The sequence below is a fragment of the Microbacterium sp. ANT_H45B genome (genome assembly GCF_008369345.1).
In the GTDB taxonomy this organism is placed as follows: Bacteria; Actinomycetota; Actinomycetes; order Actinomycetales; family Microbacteriaceae; genus Microbacterium.
On sequence record NZ_VOBK01000003.1, the window covers coordinates 286,344 to 306,990 of the forward strand.

Genomic DNA, 20,647 nt, shown 5'->3' on the forward strand with positions numbered 1-20,647 from the left:
TCAGAGCGGGAGGATGACACTGTTCATCACCGCCGTCAGTCTCGACATGATGTCGGTCCAGAGCCCCGTGACCATCAGCAGTCCCAGGGCGATCAGCAGCGCGCCGCCGATCATGTTGACCACGCGGATGTGACGGCGCAGGAATCCGATCGCCTTCGTCGCCCAGCCGAAGCCGAGCGCGACCAGCAGGAACGGGATGCCGAGGCCGAGCGAGTAGGCGAGTCCCAGGGAGCCTGCGCGCACCGGGTCACCCGCGTTGAAGCTCAGCGCGAAGATCGCGGCCAGCGTGGGACCCATGCAGGGCGCCCACCCGACGCCGAGGGCGACGCCGAGCAGCGGCGCGCCGATCAGTCCCGCCTTCGAATCGACGTGGAACCGCACCTCGCGCTGGGCGAAGCCGAAGAGGCCGAGGAACACCAGCCCCATGAGGATGATGACCCCGCCGAGGATGCGCGTGATGAGCTCGCCCCACTGGATGAGGAACACATTGGCGATGCCGCCGAGCGCCGTCAACGAGACGAAGACGAGGCTGAAACCGAGGATGAAGAGCAGGACGCCGACGACCAGGCGTCCCCGCGCGGGGGCGTCGACGGTCGTGGTCGGCGAACCGTTCGCCGTGCCGGGTGCACGCCGGGGGGCCACAGCTCCCCCGAGGAATCCCAGATATCCGGGCACCAGCGGCAGTACGCAGGGCGAGAGGAACGACAGGAGTCCCGCGAGCATCGCCACGGGGATCGCGAGCCACAGGGCTCCCGATCCGATGATCGCTTCGGGGTTCACGCCGCTCCCGGGAGGATCACGAGTCCTCCGCGAGCGCGTCCTTGACGAGCGTCGAGAGGATCGACGTGCCGTCGATGGGCCCGATGATGCGCGCGGCGACCCTGCCCTGCTTGTCGAGCACGAGGGTCGTCGGCGTCGCCTGGATCGGCACGGATGCCGCGAACGCGAGCTTCGCCTCGGCGGTGTCGACATCGATCAGGCTCGGGTAGGTCACGCCGAACTCGGCGGAGAACGCCTTGGCCGTGTCGGCCTGATCGCGGGTGTTGATGCCGAGGAAGGCGACGTCGTCGCCGCCCTGTTCCTGCCACACGTTCTCGAGGTCTTCGGCCTCGACGCGGCACGGGGCGCAGCCGGCGTACCAGAAGTTCACGACAGTGACCTTGCCCGCCAGCTCGGCGCTGTCGAAGTCCTCGCCGTCCTCCGTCACGCCGCCGAACGCCGTGACGGGCTCACCGCGTTCCGCGACGGGGATCTCGACGATCGCGCCGTCGGCGGCCACGTATCCGGGGTTGTCTCCGCTGAGGAACGAGTCGTTCACGGGATCGGGAGCGCATGCGCTCAGACCGATGGCGAGCACCGCGGCGAGCGCGACACCGACCGACCGGCGGACGGGCCGGATGCGGGAGGGGCGGCCGCTGCGGATCGGAGGAACCGTCGAGGCGAGTGGCACGATTCCCAGTTTACGCAGGGGTTCCTATGCATGGGCCGGGCGCTCGTGCAGGCCCGGCGCGAGTCGGGATCACGCCCCTGTCAGAAGCGTGCCAGCACGTCCTCGACGCCGGCGCGGAAGCGCGGACAGCTCGTGATGTCGTGCGCCCGGCAGTTCATCGCATGCTCGGTGATCTCCCGCGAGCGCCGCATCTCCTCCATCCGGCGGTCCAGGTCGTCGAGGTGTCGCTGCAGCACCTCGTGCCGACCCCGGGCGCTGTCGTCGAGCAGCACCGCGATCTGATCGAGGGTCATGCCCGCAGCCTTGCTGCGCTGGATCACGGCGACCTGCACGACCTCGTCTTCCCCGTACCGCCGCCGGCCCGCGGCGTCGCGTGCGGGCCGCAGCAGGCCGACCGACTCCCAATGCCTGAGCACGTTGGTCGGCAGATCGAACCGCGCGGCGACCTCGCCGACAGACCAGGGATTCTGCGCGCTTGACTTCATGTTGACATGAAGTCACAGACTGAGCTCGAAAGCAAGCGAGCCCTTCGGAAGGACCCACATGTACGACGCGATCGTCATCGGCGCAGGACCCGCCGGCCTGCAGGCGGCACTCACACTCGGACGGATGCATCGGTCGACGCTGCTGCTGGACTCGGGCGAGTACCGCAACGGCACCGTGCAGCACATGCACAACGTGATCACCAACGACGGCGCGGCTCCTGCGGACTTCCGCGCCACCGCCAGGAAGGAACTGGCCGCCTACGCGGATGTCGAGATCCGCGAGGTCGGGGCGCAGAACGTGACCGGCGCCGACGGGGACTTCACGATCGCCCTCACCGACGGCGACAGCGTCGAGGCCCGACGCGTCATCCTCGCGACGGGAGTCGCCGACGACCTCCCCGCCGTCCCCGGCCTGCAGCAGCTGTGGGGCCTGAAGGCCTTCGCCTGCCCGTTCTGCGACGGGCACGAGCACGCCGGCCGCCCGATCGGCATCCTCGGCCCCGTCGCGCGTGCCGAGCACCTGATCGGACTGCTCGGTCGCATCGTCGGGGACATCACGGTCTACCCGATCGACGAGCGCTTCACCGCAGAGGAGGCGCAGCTGCTCGAACGACTCGGCGCGAGGGCGAGCACGGAGCCGGTGGCCTCCGTCGCCGCGCACGGCGACGGCGTGCGCATCTCGACGGAGTCCGGTGGCGCGCAGACGGTGGCAGGCGTCTTCGTGGCATCCGGAACACTCCGCCAGCGCGCGCCGTTCGCCGATGACCTCGCCCTGGGAATGCTGCCGTCGGGGTCGATCGAGATCGACGACTTCGGTCGCACCTCGCTGCCAGGGATCTTCGCCGCGGGAGACCTCGCGCACCGGGCCTCGCTGCCGGGGCCGATGGCCTCTGTGCTGCTCGCGGCCGCCGCCGGTCAGATCGCGGCGGTCGGCGTCATCCAGTCCCTCATGGCGCACTGACCCGTATCCACGCCGACCGGCGCGTGAGACGGGCAGTCAGACCGCCCCGACGTCGATCGCGCCGCCGGTCGCGGCGGGCTCCGCGTAGGCGACCTCGCGCCACACATCGCCGACGAGCTCGAACGAGGTGACGCTCGAGAGCGCGCAGCGCCGGGTGCGCGGGTCGTGCTGCAACGGCAGACCCGCCACCCGGAGGTGTGTGATCCAGATCGGCGCCTGGTGCGACACCATCACCAGATCTCCACCGTCGACCGACCTCCATGCCTCGGCCATCAGACCCAGCATGCGCTCGGCGATCGAGGTGTACGGCTCACCCCAGCTCGGCAGCGACGGCTGACGCAGGTGCCACCAGTTGAGCGGGTTCATCAGCGAGCGCTTCATCTGCGTGCCCTCGAACACGTTCGTGGGCTCGATCAGACGGATGTCGATCTCGGGGACCAGATCGAATCGTGCGGCGAACGGTTCGGCGGATTCCTGCGCCCGCTCCAGCGGGGAGGCGTAGAGCGTCGTCACCTCCCGGCCGAGGCCGGCGACGTGGTCGGCTGCCGCCTGCGCCATCGTCCGACCGGCCGTGCTCAGGTGGTAGTCGGGCAGCCGCCCATAGAGGACGCGCTTCGGGTTGTGCACCTCTCCGTGGCGGACGAGGTGCAGACGCGACGCCACCATGTCAGACCTGTCGGTAGCGGGATTCGCCGAAGCCGAGGATCAGATATCCGATGTACGGGAAGACGAACAGGAGGAAGAACGAGAACAGCCCGCCCTTGCCGAAGCGCTCCCCCATCCGGATCGCGACGAAGATGCCGAAGATGAATCCCACGATCGGGATCAGGTAGAGCAGTGCGAGCCATCCCGACATCCCGGCGATCTTCACGAGGAAGATGACGTTCACGAAGGGGATGAGCGCGAGGATGCCGGGGTATCCGGCCTTCGTGAACACCTTCCAGAGGCCGATCACGACCAGGATGTAGAAGGCCAGGACGATCAGCCCCGAGGTTCCCGAGAAGATCGATGCGTACAGGTCGGAGATTCCGTTGGAGTCCATGAGTGCCTTTCCGTCGTGGCGATCCTACTGACCGATATGCCGCCGCACGGGGAGGCGGGACACCCGCGCCCGAGCCCCCGCACCCGCCCACGTAGACTGGGCGGGTTCATCATCTCCCAGAACAGAAGGAATCCTCCGTGCTTCGCACCCACTCGGCAGGCTCACTGCGAGCCGAGCATATCGGTCAGACCGTCACCCTCTCGGGTTGGGTCGATCGCCGTCGTGATCACGGAGGAGTCGCGTTCATCGATCTGCGGGATGCATCGGGCATCGCCCAGGTCGTCATCCGCGACGAGGAGATCGCGCACCCGCTGCGCAACGAGTTCGTGCTCAAGGTCACCGGCGAGGTGTCGCGCCGCCCCGACGGCAACGCGAACCCGAACCTGCCGACCGGCGAGATCGAGCTCATCGCGACCGACGTCGAGGTTCTGAACGAGTCGGCCCCCCTGCCGTTCCAGGTGTCCACGGCTGTGGCGGACACCGAGACGGTGGGTGAAGAGGCGCGCCTCAAGTACCGCTACCTCGACCTGCGTCGCCCCGCCGCGGCATCTGCTCTGCGTCTGCGCTCGAACGTCTACAAGGCCGTGCGCGATGTGCTGCACGGCGAGGACTTCACCGAGGTCGAGACGCCGACCCTCACCCGCTCGACCCCCGAGGGCGCTCGCGACTTCGTCGTGCCCGCGCGCCTGCACCCGGGCAGCTGGTACGCGCTCCCGCAGTCGCCGCAGCTGTTCAAGCAGCTGCTCATGGTCGGCGGTGTCGAGAAGTACTACCAGATCGCCCGCTGCTACCGCGACGAGGACTTCCGCGCCGACCGCCAGCCGGAGTTCACGCAGCTCGACATCGAGATGAGCTTCGTCGACCAGGAAGACGTCATCACCCTGATGGAGTCGCTCATCCAGGCGATGTGGAAGACGATCGGCGTCGAGGTGCAGACCCCGCTGCCGCGCATGACCTACGCCGAGGCGATGTCGAAGTACGGCTCCGACAAGCCCGACCTGCGCTTCGGACTCGAGCTGATCGAGGCCACCGAGTACTTCGCCGAGACGCCCTTCCGCGTCTTCCAGGCCGAGTACGTGGGTGCCGTGCGCATGCCCGGCGGCGCCTCGCAGCCCCGCAAGCAGCTCGACGCGTGGCAGGACTGGGCGAAGCAGCGCGGAGCCCGCGGCCTCGCCTACGTGCTCTTCAACGAGGACGGCTCTCTCGGCGGCCCCGCTGCGAAGAACCTGTCGGAGGCCGAGCAGGCCGGACTCGCCGAGTTCGTCGGCGCCTCCGCCGGTGACTGCGTGTTCTTCGCGGCAGGATCGACGAAGGAGAGCCGTGCGCTCCTCGGCGCCGCCCGCGTCGAGATCGGCCGTCGACTGGGTCTGCTGAGTCCCGACGAGTTCGCCTTCACGTGGGTCGTCGACGCGCCGATGTTCGAGCCGGCAGCCGATGCCGTCGCATCCGGAGACGTCGCCGTCGGCGCCGGAGCCTGGACCGCCGTGCACCACGCGTTCACCGGACCCAAGCCGGAGTTCCAGGACACGTTCGACACCGACCCCGGGTCCGCTCTCGCCTACGCGTACGACATCGTCTGCAACGGCTCCGAGCTCGGCGGCGGATCGATCCGCATCCACCGCGAAGACGTGCAGAAGCGCGTGTTCGAGGTCATGGGCATCAGCGACGAGGTCGCGCAGGAGCAGTTCGGCTTCCTGCTCGACGCGTTCAAGTTCGGCGCTCCCCCGCACGGCGGGATCGCGCTCGGCATGGACCGCGTGCTGCAGCACCTGACGAAGACCGAGTCGATCCGCGACGTTATCGCGTTCCCGAAGTCCGGCAACGGCTTCGACCCGCTGACCGCCGCGCCGGCTCCGATCACGCCCGAGCAGCGCGCCGAGGCCGGCGTCGACTACGAGCCCGAGGACGACGAGGCCTGACCCTCGCACCATGGGGCCCTCTTCCGCTCACACGGGAGGGGGCCTCTTCGTTTGTGCCGCCGTGCCGCGGCACGGCGGCGTCAACGGAGGGCAGCGAGAGCGGGAGCGATGTTCTCGTTCCACACGTCGACGCCGAGCTTCGCGATCAGCACGACGACGACGGCGAGGAAGACGATGCGGATGAACCGCGCTCCCTTCGAGATCGCCATGCGGGATCCGAGGTAGCTGCCCGCGACGTTCGCGACGGCGAGGATGCCGCCGAGAAGCCACAGCACCGCACCGTGCGGGATGAACAGCAGCAGGGCACCGGCGTTCGTGGCGAGGTTCACGATCTTCGCCTTGGCGCTCGCCTGCAGGAAGTCGTAGCCGAGCAGCGCGACGAGCGAGATCACCAGGAATGTCCCGGTTCCGGGGCCGATGAGCCCGTCGTAGAAGCCGATCACGAGTCCCGACAGTCCGGCCATGATGTGATGCCTGTGGCCGCTGAAGCGCAACATCGTGGCGGCCCCCATCTGCGGCCGGAAGGCGGTGAACAGCGCGACGGCGAGCAGCGCCACGACGATGATCGGCTTGAAGGCCGCAGCGGGCAGCACGGTGGCGACGGCCGCTCCTCCGAACGATCCGACGAGGGCGATCACCGCCATCGGCAGAGCGGTTCGGATGTCGGGCTTCGCACGTCGGTAGTACGTCACGCTGCTGGTGGCCGTGCCGAAGACGGAGGCGAGCTTGTTGGTGGCGAGCGCCTGGATCGGCGACATGCCGGGGATCAGCAGCAGCGCGGGCAGCTGCAGCAACCCGCCGCCACCCACGACCGCGTCGATCCACCCCGCGGCGAATGCCGCGACGATCACGAGGATCAGCGTGCCCCAGGTGAGCTGCTCGAGCCCGAGCACACTGCCGATGTCCATCGGTCCAGGATGTCAGACTGAGAGCATGCTCGACGCTCTCGCCCTGCCCTTCCCCATCGATTCCCGAGCGGGCGCCGCGACCCTGCGCAGAGCCGTCATCGACGACGCGGATGCCGTGATCGCCCTGCTCTCGGACGACCCGATCAGCGCGTCGCGCGGCGACGTCGCGTCCGTCGAGGACCGCCCCGCCTACGCATCGGCTCTCGAGGAGATCCTCGCCGATCCGTCGAACGACCTGCTCGTGGTCGAGCTCGACGGAGCCGTCGTCGGCACCCTGCAGCTCACCTCGATCCCCGGCATGGCGCGACGCGGTGCGAGACGTCTGCTCGTCGAGGCCGTGCGCGTGCGCAGCGATCTGCGCTCGGCGGGCATCGGCTCCGCCGTCATGCGCTGGGTCTCCGACGATGCGGCACCGGCCCTGGGCTCGGCGATGGTGCAGCTCACCTCGGACGCCGCCCGCACCGACGCGCACCGGTTCTACGAGCGACTGGGATACGTGGGCTCGCACGTCGGGTTCAAGTACCGGGTTCCCCGCGCCTGAGGCCCGCTCCCACCCGCCACACCCCGGCCACCTCCCGTTCACCGGCCCAGGTCCGATCGGCAACCCGCGGCTCATAGTGTCCTCTCGCAACCCGAATCCGGCGCGCAACGCCGGGCACCGAGAGGATCCTAATGACCAACTTCCACCGCCGCGCGCGCATCGGCGCGGGCATCGCCCTGTTCACCGCCGCTGCGCTCGGCCTCACCGCCTGCGCCACAGGGGCGGAGACCCCCGCCGCAGCCGGCGAGGGCGATGCCGTCGACGCAGCCGCCGCGACCTCGGTCGACGACTTCGGCTCGTTCGCCGACCTCGAGGCCGCCGCGAAGGCCGAGGGCCAGCTCAACGTCATCGCGCTTCCGCGGGACTGGGCGAACTACGGCGAGATCATCGATCTCTTCACCGAGAAGTACCCGGAGATCACCGTCAACGAGGCCTCGCCCGACGTCTCGAGCGCCGAGGAGATCCAGGCGGCGAAGACGAACGAGGGCCTGGACACCGCGCCCGACGTGTTCGACCTCGGCCTGACGGTCGCGCTGCAGAACACCGATGTGTTCGCGCCGTACCAGGTGCAGACGTGGGACGAGATCCCGGATGAGCTCAAGGAACCGACCGGCCTGTTCGTCGGCGACTATGGCGGGTACATGTCGATCGGCTACGACTCGTCGAAGTTCGACGCCCCGAAGACCCTCGACGACCTGAAGGACGCCGCCTACAAGGGTGCGGTCGCCATCAACGGCGACCCGACGCAGGCAGGCGCTGCGTTCGCGGCTGTGGGTCTCGCGACCGTGCAGTCCGATGGCACGCTCGACGACTTCCAGCCCGGCATCGACTTCTTCGCCGACCTGCAGAAGGCGGGCAACCTGCTCAAAGTCGACGTCACCACGGCGACCGTCGCGAGCGGCGAGACGCCGGTCGTCTTCGACTGGGACTACCTGAACGCCGCGCACGCGGCAGACAACAAGAACTGGAAGGTCGTCGTCCTCGACGGCACCGGATACGCGGGCTACTACAACCAGGCGATCAACAAGGATGCCCCGAACCCGGCAGCCGCACGCCTGTGGCAGGAGTTCCTCTACAGCGACGAGGTGCAGAACCTGTGGCTCAAGGGCGGCGCGCGTCCCGCGCGCATGGAGGCCATGACCGACGCCGGAACGATCGACGCCGACCTGGCCGCGGCCCTGCCCGAGGTCCCGAGCGAGACGGTCGTGCCGACCGAGGAGCAGTCGACGAACGCCGGCACGCTGCTCGGCGAGAAGTGGGCAGCGGCCGTCCAGTGACCACGGCCACCACGACGGGGGCGGATGCCCCGGCATCCGCCCCCGTCACCCCCACCGCTCACAGCGCAGGGCCCGCGTCGACCGCGCGGGCCCAGCGCTCGGGGCCGTCCGCTGCCTGGTTGGGGCTCGTGCCCTTCGCCGCGTATGTGCTGCTGTTCCTCGCCGTGCCGACCGTTCTGGCCATCGGCTCGGGGTTCTTCACGAAGGACGGCGCCTTCACCCTCAGCAACGTCTCGGCTCTGGTCGATCCCGTCGTGCTCACCACTTTCGCGAACTCCGCCGGGCTGTCGCTGCTGACCGCCGTGGTCGGCGCGATCGTCGGGGCCCTCGTCTGCTATGCCCTCCTCGGCATGAACCCCGAGGGCGTCGTCCGCTCGACGGTGGATGCCGTTGCGGGTGTGCTCGCCCAGTTCGGCGGCGTCATGCTCGCGTTCGCCTTCATCGCCACGATCGGCATCCAGGGCGTGCTGAAGCTGTTCCTGCAGGACACGTTCGGCATCGACATCTTCGCGAACGGCACCTGGCTCTACGAGCTGCCCGGCCTGATCCTGCCGTACATCTACTTCCAGATCCCGCTCATGGTGATCACGTTCATGCCCGCCCTCGCCGCGCTCAAGCCGCAGTGGGCAGAGGCGAACCTCACGCTGGGCGGCACCCGCTCCAGCTTCTGGCTGCGCATCGGCGTCCCGGTGCTCGCCCCGTCGTTCCTGGCCAGTCTGCTGCTGCTGTTCGCCAACGCGTTCTCGTCGTACGCGACCGCCGCCGCCCTCGCCAGCCAGGGTTCGCAGATCGTGCCGTTGCAGATCCGTGCGGCGCTGACGAGTGAGACCGTGCTGGGTCGAGAGAACCTCGCCGGGGCTCTCGCGCTCGGCATGATCATCATCGTCGGAGTCGTCATGGCCCTCTACTCCCTCATCCAGCGCCGCGCAGCGAGGTGGCAGTCGTGAACCGCCTCGCTCCCTCCCCCGTGACCCGGTGGATCATCGGCATCCTCGTCGGAGCCTTCTTCGCGATCCCGCTGATCTCGACCTTTCTCTACACGCTGCGCCAGACCGACGGCAGCCTCGGCCTCGAACGCTGGGCTGCAGTGTTCGATCCGGCGAGATCCGCGGCGATCCGGCCGATCTGGATGGGTCTGGGCAACTCGCTCGTCCTCGCCCTCGTCACGGTGGCGATCGTTCTCCTGCTGCTCGCGCCGACCATGATCCTGGTCAATCTGCGCTTCGGCAGGCTCCGCCCCGCCTTCGAGTTCGTGGTGCTGCTGCCGATCTCGATCCCCGCGATCGTGCTCGTGGTCGGGCTCGCGCCCATCTACCTCCAGATCGGCCGCTCCCTCGGCACCGGCACCTGGACGCTCGCCTTCGCCTACGGCATCACCGTTCTCCCGTTCGCCTATCGCTCGATCCAGGCGTCGATAGACGCCGCCGATCTGCGCACGCTCGCCGAGGCCGCACGTTCCCTGGGCGCGAGCTGGCCGACCGTGGTGCTGAAGGTCCTCGCACCGAATCTGCGTCAGGGGCTGCTGGCTGCCTCGCTGATCTCGATCGCGGTCGTGCTCGGCGAGTTCACGATCGCCTCGCTGCTGAACCGCCAGGTGTTCCAGACCGCCATGGTCGTCGTGCAGAAGCAGGACCCCTACGCTCCCGCGATCTTCACGCTGCTGGCTCTGCTGTTCGTCTTCCTGCTCCTGCTCCTCATCGGCCGCGTCGCTCGCGGCACCCGAAAGGCCCAGTCATGACCCTTCCCGAGACCGCCGACAACATGCTGCTCGCCGAGGCCGGCGAGGGCACTCGCGTGCAGCTGCAGGGCATCGTGAAGAGCTACTCCGGCACCACCGTGCTGCACGGCGTCGACCTCGACATCGCGCCGGGCGAGTTCGTGTCGCTGCTCGGCCCGTCCGGGTGCGGAAAGACGACGCTCCTGCGCGTGCTGGCCGGGCTCGAGGGCCTCGACGGCGGCGCTGTCCTCCTCGGCGGCAGCGACGTGTCCCGCGTACCCACCAACAAGCGCGACATCGGCATGGTCTTCCAGTCGTACTCGCTCTTCCCGCATCTGCGAGTGGTCGAGAACACGGCCTTCGGGCTCCGCCGCCGCGGTGTCGGCAGAGCGGATGCCGCTGCGCGCGCGCTCGATGCCCTCGCCCTCGTCGGACTCGCCGACTTCGCCGATCGTTTCCCGCACCAGCTCTCCGGCGGGCAGCAGCAGCGCGTGGCGCTCGCCCGCGCGCTGGTGACGGAGCCCAAGGTGCTGCTTCTCGACGAGCCGCTGTCCGCCCTCGACGCGAAGGTGCGCGTGCAGCTGCGCGACGAGATCCGTCGGATCCAGCTGCGCCTCGGCATCACCACCGTCTTCGTCACCCACGACCAGGAGGAGGCGCTGGCGGTGTCGGATCGGATCGCGGTGATGAACGCGGGCACCATCGAGCAGATCGGCACCCCCGAGCAGCTGTACACGTCACCGTCGACAGCGGGAGTGGCCGCGTTCGTCGGTCTCTCGAGCGTCGTCTCCGGCGTCGCCGAAGGCGATCACGTCGTGGTGTGGGGACAGCGGCTGCCCCTGCGGGCGCCGGCCGACGGACCCGTCGATGTGTACCTTCGGCCCGAGAACGTGCACTTCGCCTCCGAAGCGGATGCCGCGACCGACGCGCTCGTGCAGGAGAGCACGTTCCTCGGCAGCATGCGCCGCACGCTCGTGCGCACCGAGTCGGGTGAGCTGGTGCGGCTGCAGCACGCACCCGGCATCCATCCGGCGTTCGGCGACCGTGTACGGATCGCGGTCGCCCCCGAGCCGGTCGCCGTGCATCCGCGGGGCTGAGTCGACTCTTCCAGGATCGGCGAGGCGCGACGCCCCACCCGACGCTCCCTACACAAGACCCCCTCCTGCACATCCGGCAGGAGGGGGTCATCGTAGGAAGCGGTCGTGCGACCGCGAACTCAGAGCACGCGAGCCAGGAAGTCCTGCGTGCGCGGATGCTGCGGGCTGGCGAGCACCTCACGCGGGTCACCCTCTTCGACGATGTGTCCACCGTCCATGAAGATCAGGCGCGACCCCACCTCGCGGGCGAAGCCCATCTCGTGCGTGACGACGAGCATCGTCATCCCCTCGTCGGCGAGCGAGCGCATGACCTGCAGCACTTCGCCGACCAGCTCGGGATCGAGGGCCGACGTCGGCTCATCGAACAGCATCATGTCGGGGTTCATGCACAACGCGCGGGCGATCGCGACCCGCTGCTGCTGGCCGCCCGACAGGTGACCGGGGAACGCATCCGCCTTCTCGGCGAGTCCGACACGCCCCAGCATCTCCTTCGCGATCTTCTCGGCCTCGGCCTTGGACCGCTTCTTCACGCGCTGCTGCGCGATCATGAGGTTGCCCATCACATCGAGGTGCGGGAACAGGTTGAAGCTCTGGAACACCATGCCGATGCGTGTGCGCACCCGGTCGATGTCGACGTCGGGGTCGGTGATATCGATCCCCTCGATCAGCACCTTGCCGCCTGTCGGCTCTTCGAGCAGGTTCACCGAGCGCAGCAGCGTCGACTTGCCGGAGCCGGAGGGGCCGATGATGCAGACCACCTCGCCCGCGGTGACGGTGAGGTCGATGCCTTTGAGCACCTCGTTGTCGCCGAAGCTCTTGACGAGCCCCTGCAGGTCGATCGCCGGAGCGTGGACATCAATCAGATCGGTGATCATCGCTGCTTCGCCATCCGTCGTTCCAGGTACGCGCTGAAGCGCGTGAGGGGGATCGTCACGATCAGGTACAGGATCGCCGCCATGATCAGCGGCGTCGCGTTCGTGTTCTGCGTCGCGGCGTCACGGGCGAAGTTGGTGAGCTCCTTCGACCAGATGAACGTTCCCGCGACGAAGAGCAGCGACGTGTCCTTCAGCAGCAGCACGAACTCATTCGTGAGCGGCGGGATGATGATGCGGAATCCCTGCGGCACGATGATCCAGAACGTGGTCTTCATGGGAGACATGCCGAGCGAGCGCGCAGCCTCGGTCTGCCCCTTCGGGACCGCCTGGATGCCGGCGCGGATCGTCTCGGCCATGTACGCCGACGCCACGAGGATGAGGCCGACGAGACCGAGCACGACCGGGCCGCCGAGGTCACGCCCCGAGATGCCCAGTGCGATCGGCAGGATGAAGGCCACACCGAAGATCGTGAGGATCGCGGGAAGCCCGCGGAACAGCTCGATCCAGGCCGTGGCGATCCATCGGAACGGCCCGATGCTCGACAGCTTCAGCAGTGCGAGCACGACCCCCAGCAGGAGCCCGGCGACGAACGCGACAGCGGTGAACCACAGCGTGTTGACGAGTGCGGTCGTGATGATCCCGGGGAACATCTTCGCCGCGATCTCGGGGTTGAAGAACAGCGGCCCGATCTTCGCCCAGTCGGTGCTGACCGCCGCCCAGACGACGATCGCGATCAGCACCGCATAGACGGTGTACCGGTACAGCTTGCTCTTCGTGGTGCGCCTCAACGCCATTGTCAAGGTCTCCCTGCTCTACGTCGCTCGCCGGTTACTTTGCGGTGAAGTAGGTGTCGTAGATGGTCTTGTAGTCGCCGCTGTCGCGCAGATCCTGCAGCGCTCCGTCGATCGCCTCGCGCAGCTTGTCCTTCTCGCCCTTCGCGAACGCGAAGCCGTAGGACTCGCCCGTCTCGTACTCCTCGACGATCTTGTAGGCGTTGTCGGCCTTCTCGTGCTCGAGGTTCACCGGCTGGTCCTGCAGGATGGCGTCGATCTGACCCGCCTGCATCGCCGGCCACAGCTCTCCGTCCGAGGGGTACTGCACGAGTTCCGCGCCCGTGGCGTTCTCGGTCGCGTACGCCTCACCGGTCGTGCCCTGCTGCACGCCCACGTTCTTGCCCGACAGGTCGTCGATCGACTCGATGCCGGAGTCGGTGCGCACGAGCAGCGACTGCAGCGACTCGTAGTACGGCTCGGAGAAGTCGATGTTCGCCTTGCGCTCGTCGGTGATCGTCATCGCCGACGCCCCGACATCGCAGGTGCCGGCCGCGAGCGTGGTGCCGGACTGCAGCGCGTCGAAGCCGACGTCCTGCACCGACAGCTTGAGGTCGAGCTCCTTCGCGATCGCGTCGAGCAGGTCGATGTCGAAGCCCGTGTACCCGGTGCCGTTGTCGCCGCCCTCGAACTCGAAGGGCGCGTACGGGATGTCGGAGCAGACCGTGAGCGTGCCGGCCTCGACGAGGTCGTACTCGTCACCCGCCGCCGGCTCACCGGATCCGCCGCTTCCTGCGCCGCCCGCACAACCGGCAAGGGCGAGGGTGGCGGTCGCGGCGAGCGCGATCCCGGCGATGATGTTGCGACGCTGCATGTCAGCTCCTGAAAAGTGAGAGGTGTGTTGCTCACGGGCGGGTAGGAGAACATCTAAACACGCGCGCTCCTGCCGAGCCCGCCCCGGGCAGTGTTCTGCGGATCACATTTGTGTTGCAAGTGTGACCGAATATGACGGCCGTGTTACAGCTCGGATCGCGACGCCGATCACGGTACCTGCAGCACCGATTGTTCACCTTGCCTGAGTATCCTCTGTGCCGAACGCGTGAGCCTCTGTGCTCCGGATTCCGAGGAGACCCGATCATGGCCAAGAAGACCGCAGCCCGCCGCGACGCCGAGGCGGCCATCGATGCCGCCGCACGTGCCGCGAAAGACGCCAAGAAGCTGATCAAGAACCTGCCGGGAAAGTCGGCGAAGAAGCTCAAGCCTCTCGTCGAGGACGCGAAGGACGCCTCCAAGGTCTCGAAGAAGAAGGTCGCCGACCGGCCGAAGAAGGTCGCGAAGTCCGCCGTCGCCGCGACGGAGCGACTGCAGAAGGCGAGTGCGAAGCTGCACGCCGCTGCCGAGGCGAAGGCGGCGCCCGTGAAGAAGAGCGAGAAGACGAAAGCTCCCGACAAGAAGACGCCCGCGAAGAAGTCGACGACCGAGAAGTCGACGCCCCCCGCGAAGAAGGCGGCGCCCGAGAAGAAGGCACCCGTGGAGTCGGCACCCGTGGAGTCGGCACCCGCCGCATCCGCCCCCGTGTCGCCGGCCCCGCAGACGCCGACCGAGAACGCCGCCGCGCACGACCTGAGCGCGCGGACAGTCGTCGAACTCCGCGCGCTGGCGCGCGCTCAGGGCCGCACCGGATACTCGCGCCTGACCAAGGCCGCGCTGCTCGATCTCCTTGCGCACTGACGTGCAGGAGGCGCTCGATCGCGGCGCATACGCACCGCTCCCCCGCACTCTGATCGACGTCCTGCGCGACACGACGGCGCGGTATCCCGATGCCTCCGCGGTCGAAGACGGCGACGGCGCGCTCAGCTATGCCGAGCTGCTCGCGCGGGTGTGGCGCACGGCGGCCATGCTCCACGAGAACGGGGTGCGGCAGGGCGACCGAGTCGGCATCCGGATGACGTCGGGGCGCCGCGAGCTGTACATCGCGATCCTCGGCACGATGGCGGCCGGCGCCGCCTACGTTCCGGTCGACGCCGATGACCCGCAGGAGCGCGCGGACCTCGTGTTCCGGGAGGCGGGCATCGCCGGCACGATCACCGATGCGGGCTATCGCCCTGCCGAGGGCGTCGCATCCGCCGCGCTGTTCGACAGCGGGTCTCCGCACCCCAGCACCTCCGCGATCCCGGTCGTCGCCCCGCCGACCACCGAGGACGACGCCTGGATCATCTTCACCTCGGGTTCGACCGGGGTGCCCAAGGGTGTGGCGGTCTCTCATCGATCGGCCGCGGCCTTCGTCGACGCCGAGGCGCGCCTCTTCCTGCAGGAGGCACCGCTCGGGCCGGGCGACCGCGTACTGGCGGGGCTGTCGGTCGCGTTCGACGCGTCGTGCGAGGAGATGTGGCTGGCCTGGGGGCACGGCGCCTGCCTCGTGCCGGCGCCCCGGGCGCTCGTGCGCTCCGGCGAGGACCTCGGTCCCTGGCTGCTCGGCCACGGCATCACGGTCGTGTCGACGGTGCCGACCCTCGCGGCGCTCTGGCCGCAGGACGCGATCGAGAACGTGCGGCTGCTGATCTTCGGCGGCGAGGCGTGCCCTCCCGAGCTGGTGGCGCGGTTGGCCTCCGAAGGGCGCGAGGTGTGGAACACGTACGGGCCGACCGAGGCCACGGTCGTCGCCTGCGCGTCTCTCATGGACGGCATCGGACCGGTGCGCATCGGCCTGCCGCTCGACGGCTGGTCGCTGGCCGTCGTCGACGCCGAGGGGCATCGGGTCGCCGACGGCGAGGCGGGCGAGCTCATCATCGGGGGTGTCGGGCTGGCGCGCTATCTCGATCCCGCCAAGGATGCCGAGAAGTACGCGCCCATGCCGACGCTCGGGTGGGAGCGGGCCTACCGCTCCGGCGACGTGGTCCGCGTGGAGCCCGAGGGACTGATCTTCCACGGCCGCGCCGACGACCAGGTCAAGATCGGCGGCCGCCGCATCGAGCTGGGCGAGGTCGAGACCGCACTCCAGGCCCTCACCTCGGTGTCCGCCGCCGCAGTGGTCGTGCAGAAGACCGATGCCGGCCTTCCTCTCCTCGTGGGCTACGTGGTCCCGGACGAGGGCTTCGACCGGCAGACCGCCCGCTCCGAGCTCGCCGCGCTGCTGCCCGCCCCGCTGATCCCGCTGCTCGCCACCGTCGACGATCTGCCCGTGCGCACCTCGGGCAAGGTCGACCGTGCCGCACTTCCCTGGCCGCTCGAGTCCGGCGACGCGGGAGACTCCTCGCTGTCCGGCACGGCCGCGTGGCTCGCCGAGCAGTGGTTCGCCGTGCTCGGCATCCGCCCGGACGACGAGGACGCCGACTTCTTCCAGCTCGGCGGGGGCTCGCTCGCCGCCGCCCAGCTGGTGTCGCGCCTGCGCACTCGCGCCCCTGAGTTCACGATGACCGATGTCTACGACCTGCCGCGGCTGCGTCAGATGGCGGATGCCGTCGACGAGGATGCCGACGACGACGACGCCGAGCAGCGGGTCTTCAGCCAGCCGGTTCCCACACCGCGGCGGATGCAGTGGGTGCAGACGATCGCCGGTCTGCCGCTGTTCGTGTTCACCGGCATCCGCTGGCTGCTCTTCCTCCTCGCCGCGAGCTGGATCCTGCGACTCTCGCCCGGATTCGAGTTCCTGCCCGATGTCCCCGTGTGGACCGTGATCGTCGGGCTGCTCGTGTTCGTGACCCCGCTGGGCAAGATGACGATCGCGGCGGTCGCCGCCCGACTGCTGCTCGCCGGACTGCGCCCCGGCGACTACCCGCGCGGCGGCGGGGTGCACCTGCGACTGTGGCTCGCCGAGCAGATCGCCCAGCAGGTGGATCCGGTCGGGCTGGCCGGCGCTCCCTGGGTCGTCTACTACGCCCGAGCCCTCGGCGCCCGCATCCACCGGGATGTGGACCTGCACACGGTGCCCCCGATCACGGGAATGCTCGACATCGGTCCCGGCGCCTCGATCGAACCCGAGGTCGACCTCACCGGCTATTGGATCGACGGCGACACCGTGCGCATCGGCGGCATCCGCATCGGTGCCGACGCGACGATCGGCGCACGCAGCACCCTCGCACCCGGCACGAAGATCGGTCGCGGCGCGGAGATCGCCCCGGGGTCGGCGGTGTTCGGGCGCGTGCGCGCGAAGCAGCGGTGGGCGGGCTCCCCGGCGGCTCGGATCGGCGGCACCTCGTCGCCGTTCGCCCCCGACCGTCCGCCGACCCGGGTCCGGTGGCTGTGGGCGTACGCCGCGTCGTCGGCGCTTCTCGGCCTCCTCCCCGTCATCTCGCTGGCCGCCGGGGCCGGAATCCTGGTGCTCGGCATCCGAGGCTCCGACTCGCTGCTCGCGGCGGTCCCCGGCATCCTCGCGCTGCTGGTGCCCGCGGTGCTGGTGGCCGGTCTCGTGTTCGCCGGCCTGGTGCTGCTCTTCGTGCGCGTGCTCGGTCTGGGGCTCGCCGAGGGCGTATACCCGGTGCGCTCGAGAGTCGCCTGGCAGGCATGGACGACCGAGCGCCTGCTCGATTCCGCCCGGACCTTCCTCTTCCCGCTGTACTCCAGCATCGTCACCCCGATCTGGCTGCGTGCACTGGGCGCCGACGTCGGTCGCGACGTCGAGGCGTCGACCGTGCTCCTCATCCCGACGCTCGCGACGATCGCCGACGGCGCGTTTCTCGCCGACGACACCATGGTGGCGACCTACGAGCTGCGGGGCGGGTGGATGCGGTTGCGCAGAGCGCGGATCGGCAAGCGCGCCTTCCTGGGCAACTCGGGCATGGCCGCAGGAGGCCACAACGTGCCGCGCGACGGCCTGGTCGCCGTGCTGTCGGTCGCTCCCCCCAAGGCCAAGGCCGGATCGTCCTGGCTGGGTTCGCCGGCGGCGCGCCTTCGTCGGGTGGTCAACGACTCCGACCTCGAGCGCACCTATCGGCCGCGCGCGAGTCTGCGCCTCGCCCGTGCGCTGTGGGAGTCGTGCCGCATCGTCCCGGTGTTCGTGACCTGCGCGATCGGCCTCTCGGTGATGCTGGCTCTGGCCGCTGTCGTCGAGAACGGGGGCCTGGGCTGGGCCGTCGTCCTCTCGAGCGTCGTGATGCTGGCGGCCGGCGCCGTCGCCGCTCTCGTCACGACCATCGCCAAATGGCTCATCGTCGGGCCGATCCGTGCGGGAGAGCATCCGCTGTGGTCGAGCTTCGTGTGGCGCACGGAGGTGTCTGACACGTTCACCGAGATGGTCGCGGCCCCCTGGTTCGCCAACGCCGCCGCCGGCACGCCGGCCCTGGCGATCTGGCTGCGCTCGCTCGGCGCGAAGATCGGGCGGGGCGTGTGGACCGACAGCTACTGGCTGCCCGAACCCGACCTCGTGACGCTCGGCGACGGCGCGACGGTCAACCGCGGATGTGTGGTTCAGACGCATCTGTTCCATGATCGAGTGATGAGCATCGACGCAGTGACCCTCGAGAACGGTGCGACGCTGGGTCCGCACAGCGTGATCCTGCCCGCGGCGACGATCGGGGCGGATGCCACGGTCGGCCCCGCCTCGCTCGTGATGCGGGGCGAGTTCGTGCCGGTCGGCAGCCGGTGGAGCGGCAATCCCATCGGTCCGTGGCGAGCGGTCAAGGTGCGCTCGTACCAGGCGACCGACGCATGACCGTCGACCCCTACACCCCGCACAGCGGCGATCGGCGCTACGGGGTGCTGCACTACGACCTCGCGATCGACTACCGCGTCACGACCAATCGTCTGGTCGGCACGGCCACCGTCCGACTGCGGATGCAGGAGTCGGCCGCGCACATCTCCTTCGACCTGATCGGCCTCAAGGCCACGAAGGTGCGCGTGACCGGCGACCGCGCCGCATCCTTCCGTCAGGACGATCGGCGGCTGAAGGTGATCTTCGGCGCCGAGCGTGCCAGCGGCCGGGAGATCACCGTGTCGATCGACTACACCGGAGCACCGGGGCCGCGGCGCACCCGATGGGGCCTGCTCGGCTGGGAGGAGCTCGAGGACGGCGTGATCGTCGCCTCGCAGCCGACCGGTGCGCCGACCTGGTTCCCGTGCAATGACATCCCCTCCGACAAGGCGACGTACCGACTCGTCTTCACAGCCGACCCCGAGTACACCGTCATCAGCGGCGGTGCCGCCACCCGGTCGACGCAGCGCGGTCGCACCCGATGGACGTTCGAGCAGCCGGTGCCGACGGCCACCTATCTGATGACGGTGCAGATCGGCCAATACGACGACGACAGGGTCGCTCTTGGGGACACACCGGGACGTCTGTTCCATCCGCGCTCTCTGGCCGCGCGCGTGCGAGCGGACTTCGCGGATCTCCCGGCGATGATGTCGGCGTTCGTCGGTGCCTTCGGCCCCTACCCGTACGAGTCGTACAAGGTGGTCGTCACCCCCGATGCCCTCGAGATCCCTCTCGAAGCCCAGGGCATGGCGATCTTCGGCGCGAACCACATCGACGGGAGGGGCGGCAGCGAGCGCCTGATCGCCCACGAGCTCGCTCACCAGTGGTTCGGCAACAGCGTGGGAGTCGCCCGCTGGCAGGACATCTGGCTCAACGAGGGGTACGCCTGCTATTCGGAGTGGCTGTGGTCGGAGGCGGGCGGCGGTGCGACGGCGCATGCGAACGCCGTGGAGCATCACGCCCGGCTCCGGGCACTCCCCCACGACCTCGTGCTCTCCGACCCGGGCGCGGACGACATGTTCGACGACCGCGTCTACAAGCGGGGTGCGCTCACCCTGCACGCTCTGCGCCTGACGGTCGGCGACGAGCTGTTCTTCGCCCTCACCCGCGAGTGGACGAGTCGGTTCGCCGGTCTCGCGGTGACGAGCGACGACTTCCTCGGGCTGGTGGACGAGCTCGCCGGCGGGCAGGCACGCGAGCTGGTCCGCTCGTGGATCGACGGGCGCGCACTGCCCGCACTCCCCTGAACCGGGCGAGCTCCCGTCAGCGAGGCGATCCGATGGCGAGGCTCAGCGCATGGCCGGTCGGACCGGCGAGCGTGACGACGTCGATCGGGTCCCTGCGATGGGGAAGGACGGCGGACCACACCCCGGGTGCCGACCCATCCGATCGGACGCGCAGAGTCACCTCGGCGGGGTCGATCGCGAATCCGCGCCCATCGGCCTTCACCGCCGCCTCGATGCGCGTCCAGGCTGCGAGATCAGGAGCGTCCGCAGGGAAGAGCGGTGCGATCTCGGCGAGACGGCTCGCGTGGGCGAGGGGTTCGACGTCGACCCCCAGAGACACGGATGCCGGGCCCACCGCCACCGCGACGAGATCATCGCCGTGGCTCACGCTCAGCGAGGATCCCGCGGTGCGCGGCCTGCCGTGCGGCCCACCGCATCGTTCGCAGGTGCTGTCGAGCGCCACGACACGCTCCCCGTCGCCGCGACGGAGGAGGTCGCGGATCAGCGCTCTACCGGCGAGGAACCCCTGGCGCTGCGCACCACCGAGCTGGAGCAGGCGTTCGTGCTGGCCGCGCCCCATCGCGAGGACGTCGGTCGCATCGAATCCCTCGAGCCGTGACGGAGTCGTCCATGCCACGGTCACGCCCTGCCAGGCGAGCTCCCCCACGGTGCCTCCGCCTGCCTCTGCCG

Annotated in this window: 20 protein-coding genes; 10 read left to right on the plus strand and 10 right to left on the minus strand. The window is 69.3% G+C overall.

The genetic code is table 11. The annotated features are described in order from the left end of the window. The 3 genes from FQ142_RS13570 to FQ142_RS13580 form a co-directional block, all read right to left on the minus strand. Complete coding sequence (locus tag FQ142_RS13570) at positions 1-780, minus strand: cytochrome c biogenesis CcdA family protein (RefSeq protein ID WP_149423720.1); 780 nt, start codon at positions 778-780, stop codon at positions 1-3. Between the two features lie 16 nt (positions 781-796). Then, positions 797-1,450, minus strand: coding sequence for a TlpA family protein disulfide reductase (locus tag FQ142_RS13575; protein WP_149423721.1), 654 nt, complete (start codon positions 1,448-1,450; stop codon positions 797-799). A gap of 80 nt (positions 1,451-1,530) precedes the next feature. Continuing rightward, positions 1,531-1,935 (minus strand): MerR family transcriptional regulator, encoded by a 405-nt coding sequence (locus FQ142_RS13580; RefSeq protein WP_056412469.1) that lies wholly within the window; start codon positions 1,933-1,935, stop codon positions 1,531-1,533. Positions 1,936-1,993: 58 nt separating this feature from the next. Here FQ142_RS13580 and FQ142_RS13585 point away from each other — a divergent pair, with 58 nt between their 5' ends. Continuing rightward, positions 1,994-2,896, plus strand: a complete 903-nt coding sequence (locus FQ142_RS13585; RefSeq protein ID WP_149423722.1) for an NAD(P)/FAD-dependent oxidoreductase — start codon at positions 1,994-1,996, stop codon at positions 2,894-2,896. 36 nt (positions 2,897-2,932) lie between these two features. On the opposite strand, the gene FQ142_RS13590 is transcribed toward FQ142_RS13585, so the two are convergent. Continuing rightward, positions 2,933-3,562, minus strand: a complete 630-nt coding sequence (locus FQ142_RS13590; protein ID WP_056412476.1) for a histidine phosphatase family protein — start codon at positions 3,560-3,562, stop codon at positions 2,933-2,935. Between the two features lies 1 nt (position 3,563). Then, on the minus strand, positions 3,564-3,938 hold the full coding sequence (locus FQ142_RS13595) for a DUF5684 domain-containing protein (protein WP_056412479.1): 375 nt from the start codon (positions 3,936-3,938) through the stop codon (positions 3,564-3,566). Positions 3,939-4,075: 137 nt separating this feature from the next. On the opposite strand from FQ142_RS13595, the gene aspS reads away from it, so the two are divergent. Further along, positions 4,076-5,857, plus strand: a complete 1,782-nt coding sequence (aspS, locus tag FQ142_RS13600; RefSeq protein ID WP_149423723.1) for an aspartate--tRNA ligase — start codon at positions 4,076-4,078, stop codon at positions 5,855-5,857. Between the two features lie 80 nt (positions 5,858-5,937). Here aspS and FQ142_RS13605 read toward each other — a convergent pair whose 3' ends face one another. Then, complete coding sequence (locus tag FQ142_RS13605; RefSeq protein ID WP_056412485.1) at positions 5,938-6,765, minus strand: sulfite exporter TauE/SafE family protein; 828 nt, start codon at positions 6,763-6,765, stop codon at positions 5,938-5,940. 25 nt (positions 6,766-6,790) lie between these two features. On the opposite strand from FQ142_RS13605, the gene FQ142_RS13610 reads away from it, so the two are divergent. From FQ142_RS13610 to FQ142_RS13630, 5 genes are all read left to right on the plus strand, one after another. Then, positions 6,791-7,306 carry a GNAT family N-acetyltransferase gene (locus FQ142_RS13610; RefSeq protein WP_149423724.1) on the plus strand — a complete coding sequence of 172 codons (516 nt, stop codon included), beginning with the start codon at positions 6,791-6,793 and terminating at the stop codon, positions 7,304-7,306. A 131-nt stretch (positions 7,307-7,437) separates the two neighbouring features. Beyond that, the gene (locus FQ142_RS13615; protein ID WP_149423725.1) at positions 7,438-8,583 is read left to right on the plus strand and encodes an ABC transporter substrate-binding protein; all 1,146 of its coding nucleotides are present in this window, start codon (positions 7,438-7,440) and stop codon (positions 8,581-8,583) included. Next, positions 8,580-9,530: an ABC transporter permease gene (locus FQ142_RS13620; protein WP_149423726.1), complete on the plus strand. Its 951-nt coding sequence runs from the start codon at positions 8,580-8,582 to the stop codon at positions 9,528-9,530. Before FQ142_RS13615 ends, FQ142_RS13620 begins: the two co-directional genes overlap by 4 nt. After that, positions 9,527-10,321, plus strand: a complete 795-nt coding sequence (locus FQ142_RS13625; protein WP_056412492.1) for an ABC transporter permease — start codon at positions 9,527-9,529, stop codon at positions 10,319-10,321. Before FQ142_RS13620 ends, FQ142_RS13625 begins: the two co-directional genes overlap by 4 nt. Beyond that, positions 10,318-11,397, plus strand: coding sequence for an ABC transporter ATP-binding protein (locus tag FQ142_RS13630; protein WP_149423727.1), 1,080 nt, complete (start codon positions 10,318-10,320; stop codon positions 11,395-11,397). The genes FQ142_RS13625 and FQ142_RS13630 overlap by 4 nt, the downstream gene beginning before the upstream one ends. A gap of 119 nt (positions 11,398-11,516) precedes the next feature. Here FQ142_RS13630 and FQ142_RS13635 read toward each other — a convergent pair whose 3' ends face one another. Genes FQ142_RS13635 through FQ142_RS13645 form a run of 3 tightly spaced genes read right to left on the minus strand, consistent with a single transcriptional unit; the run spans position 11,517 to position 13,916 of the window. Then, positions 11,517-12,272 carry an amino acid ABC transporter ATP-binding protein gene (locus FQ142_RS13635; RefSeq protein ID WP_149423728.1) on the minus strand — a complete coding sequence of 252 codons (756 nt, stop codon included), beginning with the start codon at positions 12,270-12,272 and terminating at the stop codon, positions 11,517-11,519. Next, positions 12,269-13,066, minus strand: coding sequence for an amino acid ABC transporter permease (locus FQ142_RS13640; RefSeq protein WP_045254737.1), 798 nt, complete (start codon positions 13,064-13,066; stop codon positions 12,269-12,271). Before FQ142_RS13640 ends, FQ142_RS13635 begins: the two co-directional genes overlap by 4 nt. A 34-nt stretch (positions 13,067-13,100) precedes the next feature. Further along, entirely contained in the window at positions 13,101-13,916 is an 816-nt protein-coding gene (locus FQ142_RS13645) for a transporter substrate-binding domain-containing protein (RefSeq protein WP_149423729.1), read from the minus strand. Between the two features lie 263 nt (positions 13,917-14,179). Here FQ142_RS13645 and FQ142_RS13650 point away from each other — a divergent pair, with 263 nt between their 5' ends. From FQ142_RS13650 to FQ142_RS13660, 3 genes are read left to right on the plus strand one after another with little or no spacing between them, the layout of a single operon-like run. Then, complete coding sequence (locus FQ142_RS13650) at positions 14,180-14,773, plus strand: hypothetical protein (RefSeq protein WP_149423730.1); 594 nt, start codon at positions 14,180-14,182, stop codon at positions 14,771-14,773. After that, the gene (locus FQ142_RS13655; RefSeq protein ID WP_262492155.1) at positions 14,763-18,692 is read left to right on the plus strand and encodes a Pls/PosA family non-ribosomal peptide synthetase; all 3,930 of its coding nucleotides are present in this window, start codon (positions 14,763-14,765) and stop codon (positions 18,690-18,692) included. Before FQ142_RS13650 ends, FQ142_RS13655 begins: the two co-directional genes overlap by 11 nt. After that, positions 18,689-19,978 (plus strand): M1 family metallopeptidase, encoded by a 1,290-nt coding sequence (locus FQ142_RS13660; RefSeq protein ID WP_149423731.1) that lies wholly within the window; start codon positions 18,689-18,691, stop codon positions 19,976-19,978. The genes FQ142_RS13655 and FQ142_RS13660 overlap by 4 nt, the downstream gene beginning before the upstream one ends. Before the next feature lie 16 nt (positions 19,979-19,994). On the opposite strand, the gene FQ142_RS13665 is transcribed toward FQ142_RS13660, so the two are convergent. Further along, positions 19,995-20,624, minus strand: a complete 630-nt coding sequence (locus tag FQ142_RS13665; RefSeq protein WP_149423732.1) for a 4'-phosphopantetheinyl transferase family protein — start codon at positions 20,622-20,624, stop codon at positions 19,995-19,997. Positions 20,625-20,647: the final 23 nt, after the last annotated feature.

What these genes read in the sequence shown, in the direction of transcription:
- FQ142_RS13640 (WP_045254737.1), bottom strand. Translation starts at nt 13,066, where the DNA reads ATGGCGTTGAGGCGCACCACGAAGAGCAAGCTGTACCGGTACACCGTC.
- FQ142_RS13645 (WP_149423729.1), bottom strand. Translation starts at nt 13,916, where the DNA reads ATGCAGCGTCGCAACATCATCGCCGGGATCGCGCTCGCCGCGACCGCC.
- FQ142_RS13660 (WP_149423731.1), top strand. Translation starts at nt 18,689, where the DNA reads ATGACCGTCGACCCCTACACCCCGCACAGCGGCGATCGGCGCTACGGG.
- FQ142_RS13610 (WP_149423724.1), top strand. Translation starts at nt 6,791, where the DNA reads ATGCTCGACGCTCTCGCCCTGCCCTTCCCCATCGATTCCCGAGCGGGC.
- FQ142_RS13595 (WP_056412479.1), bottom strand. Translation starts at nt 3,938, where the DNA reads ATGGACTCCAACGGAATCTCCGACCTGTACGCATCGATCTTCTCGGGA.
- FQ142_RS13630 (WP_149423727.1), top strand. Translation starts at nt 10,318, where the DNA reads ATGACCCTTCCCGAGACCGCCGACAACATGCTGCTCGCCGAGGCCGGC.
- FQ142_RS13650 (WP_149423730.1), top strand. Translation starts at nt 14,180, where the DNA reads ATGGCCAAGAAGACCGCAGCCCGCCGCGACGCCGAGGCGGCCATCGAT.
- FQ142_RS13590 (WP_056412476.1), bottom strand. Translation starts at nt 3,562, where the DNA reads ATGGTGGCGTCGCGTCTGCACCTCGTCCGCCACGGAGAGGTGCACAAC.
- FQ142_RS13580 (WP_056412469.1), bottom strand. Translation starts at nt 1,935, where the DNA reads ATGAAGTCAAGCGCGCAGAATCCCTGGTCTGTCGGCGAGGTCGCCGCG.
- FQ142_RS13585 (WP_149423722.1), top strand. Translation starts at nt 1,994, where the DNA reads ATGTACGACGCGATCGTCATCGGCGCAGGACCCGCCGGCCTGCAGGCG.
- FQ142_RS13615 (WP_149423725.1), top strand. Translation starts at nt 7,438, where the DNA reads ATGACCAACTTCCACCGCCGCGCGCGCATCGGCGCGGGCATCGCCCTG.
- FQ142_RS13635 (WP_149423728.1), bottom strand. Translation starts at nt 12,272, where the DNA reads ATGATCACCGATCTGATTGATGTCCACGCTCCGGCGATCGACCTGCAG.
- FQ142_RS13605 (WP_056412485.1), bottom strand. Translation starts at nt 6,765, where the DNA reads ATGGACATCGGCAGTGTGCTCGGGCTCGAGCAGCTCACCTGGGGCACG.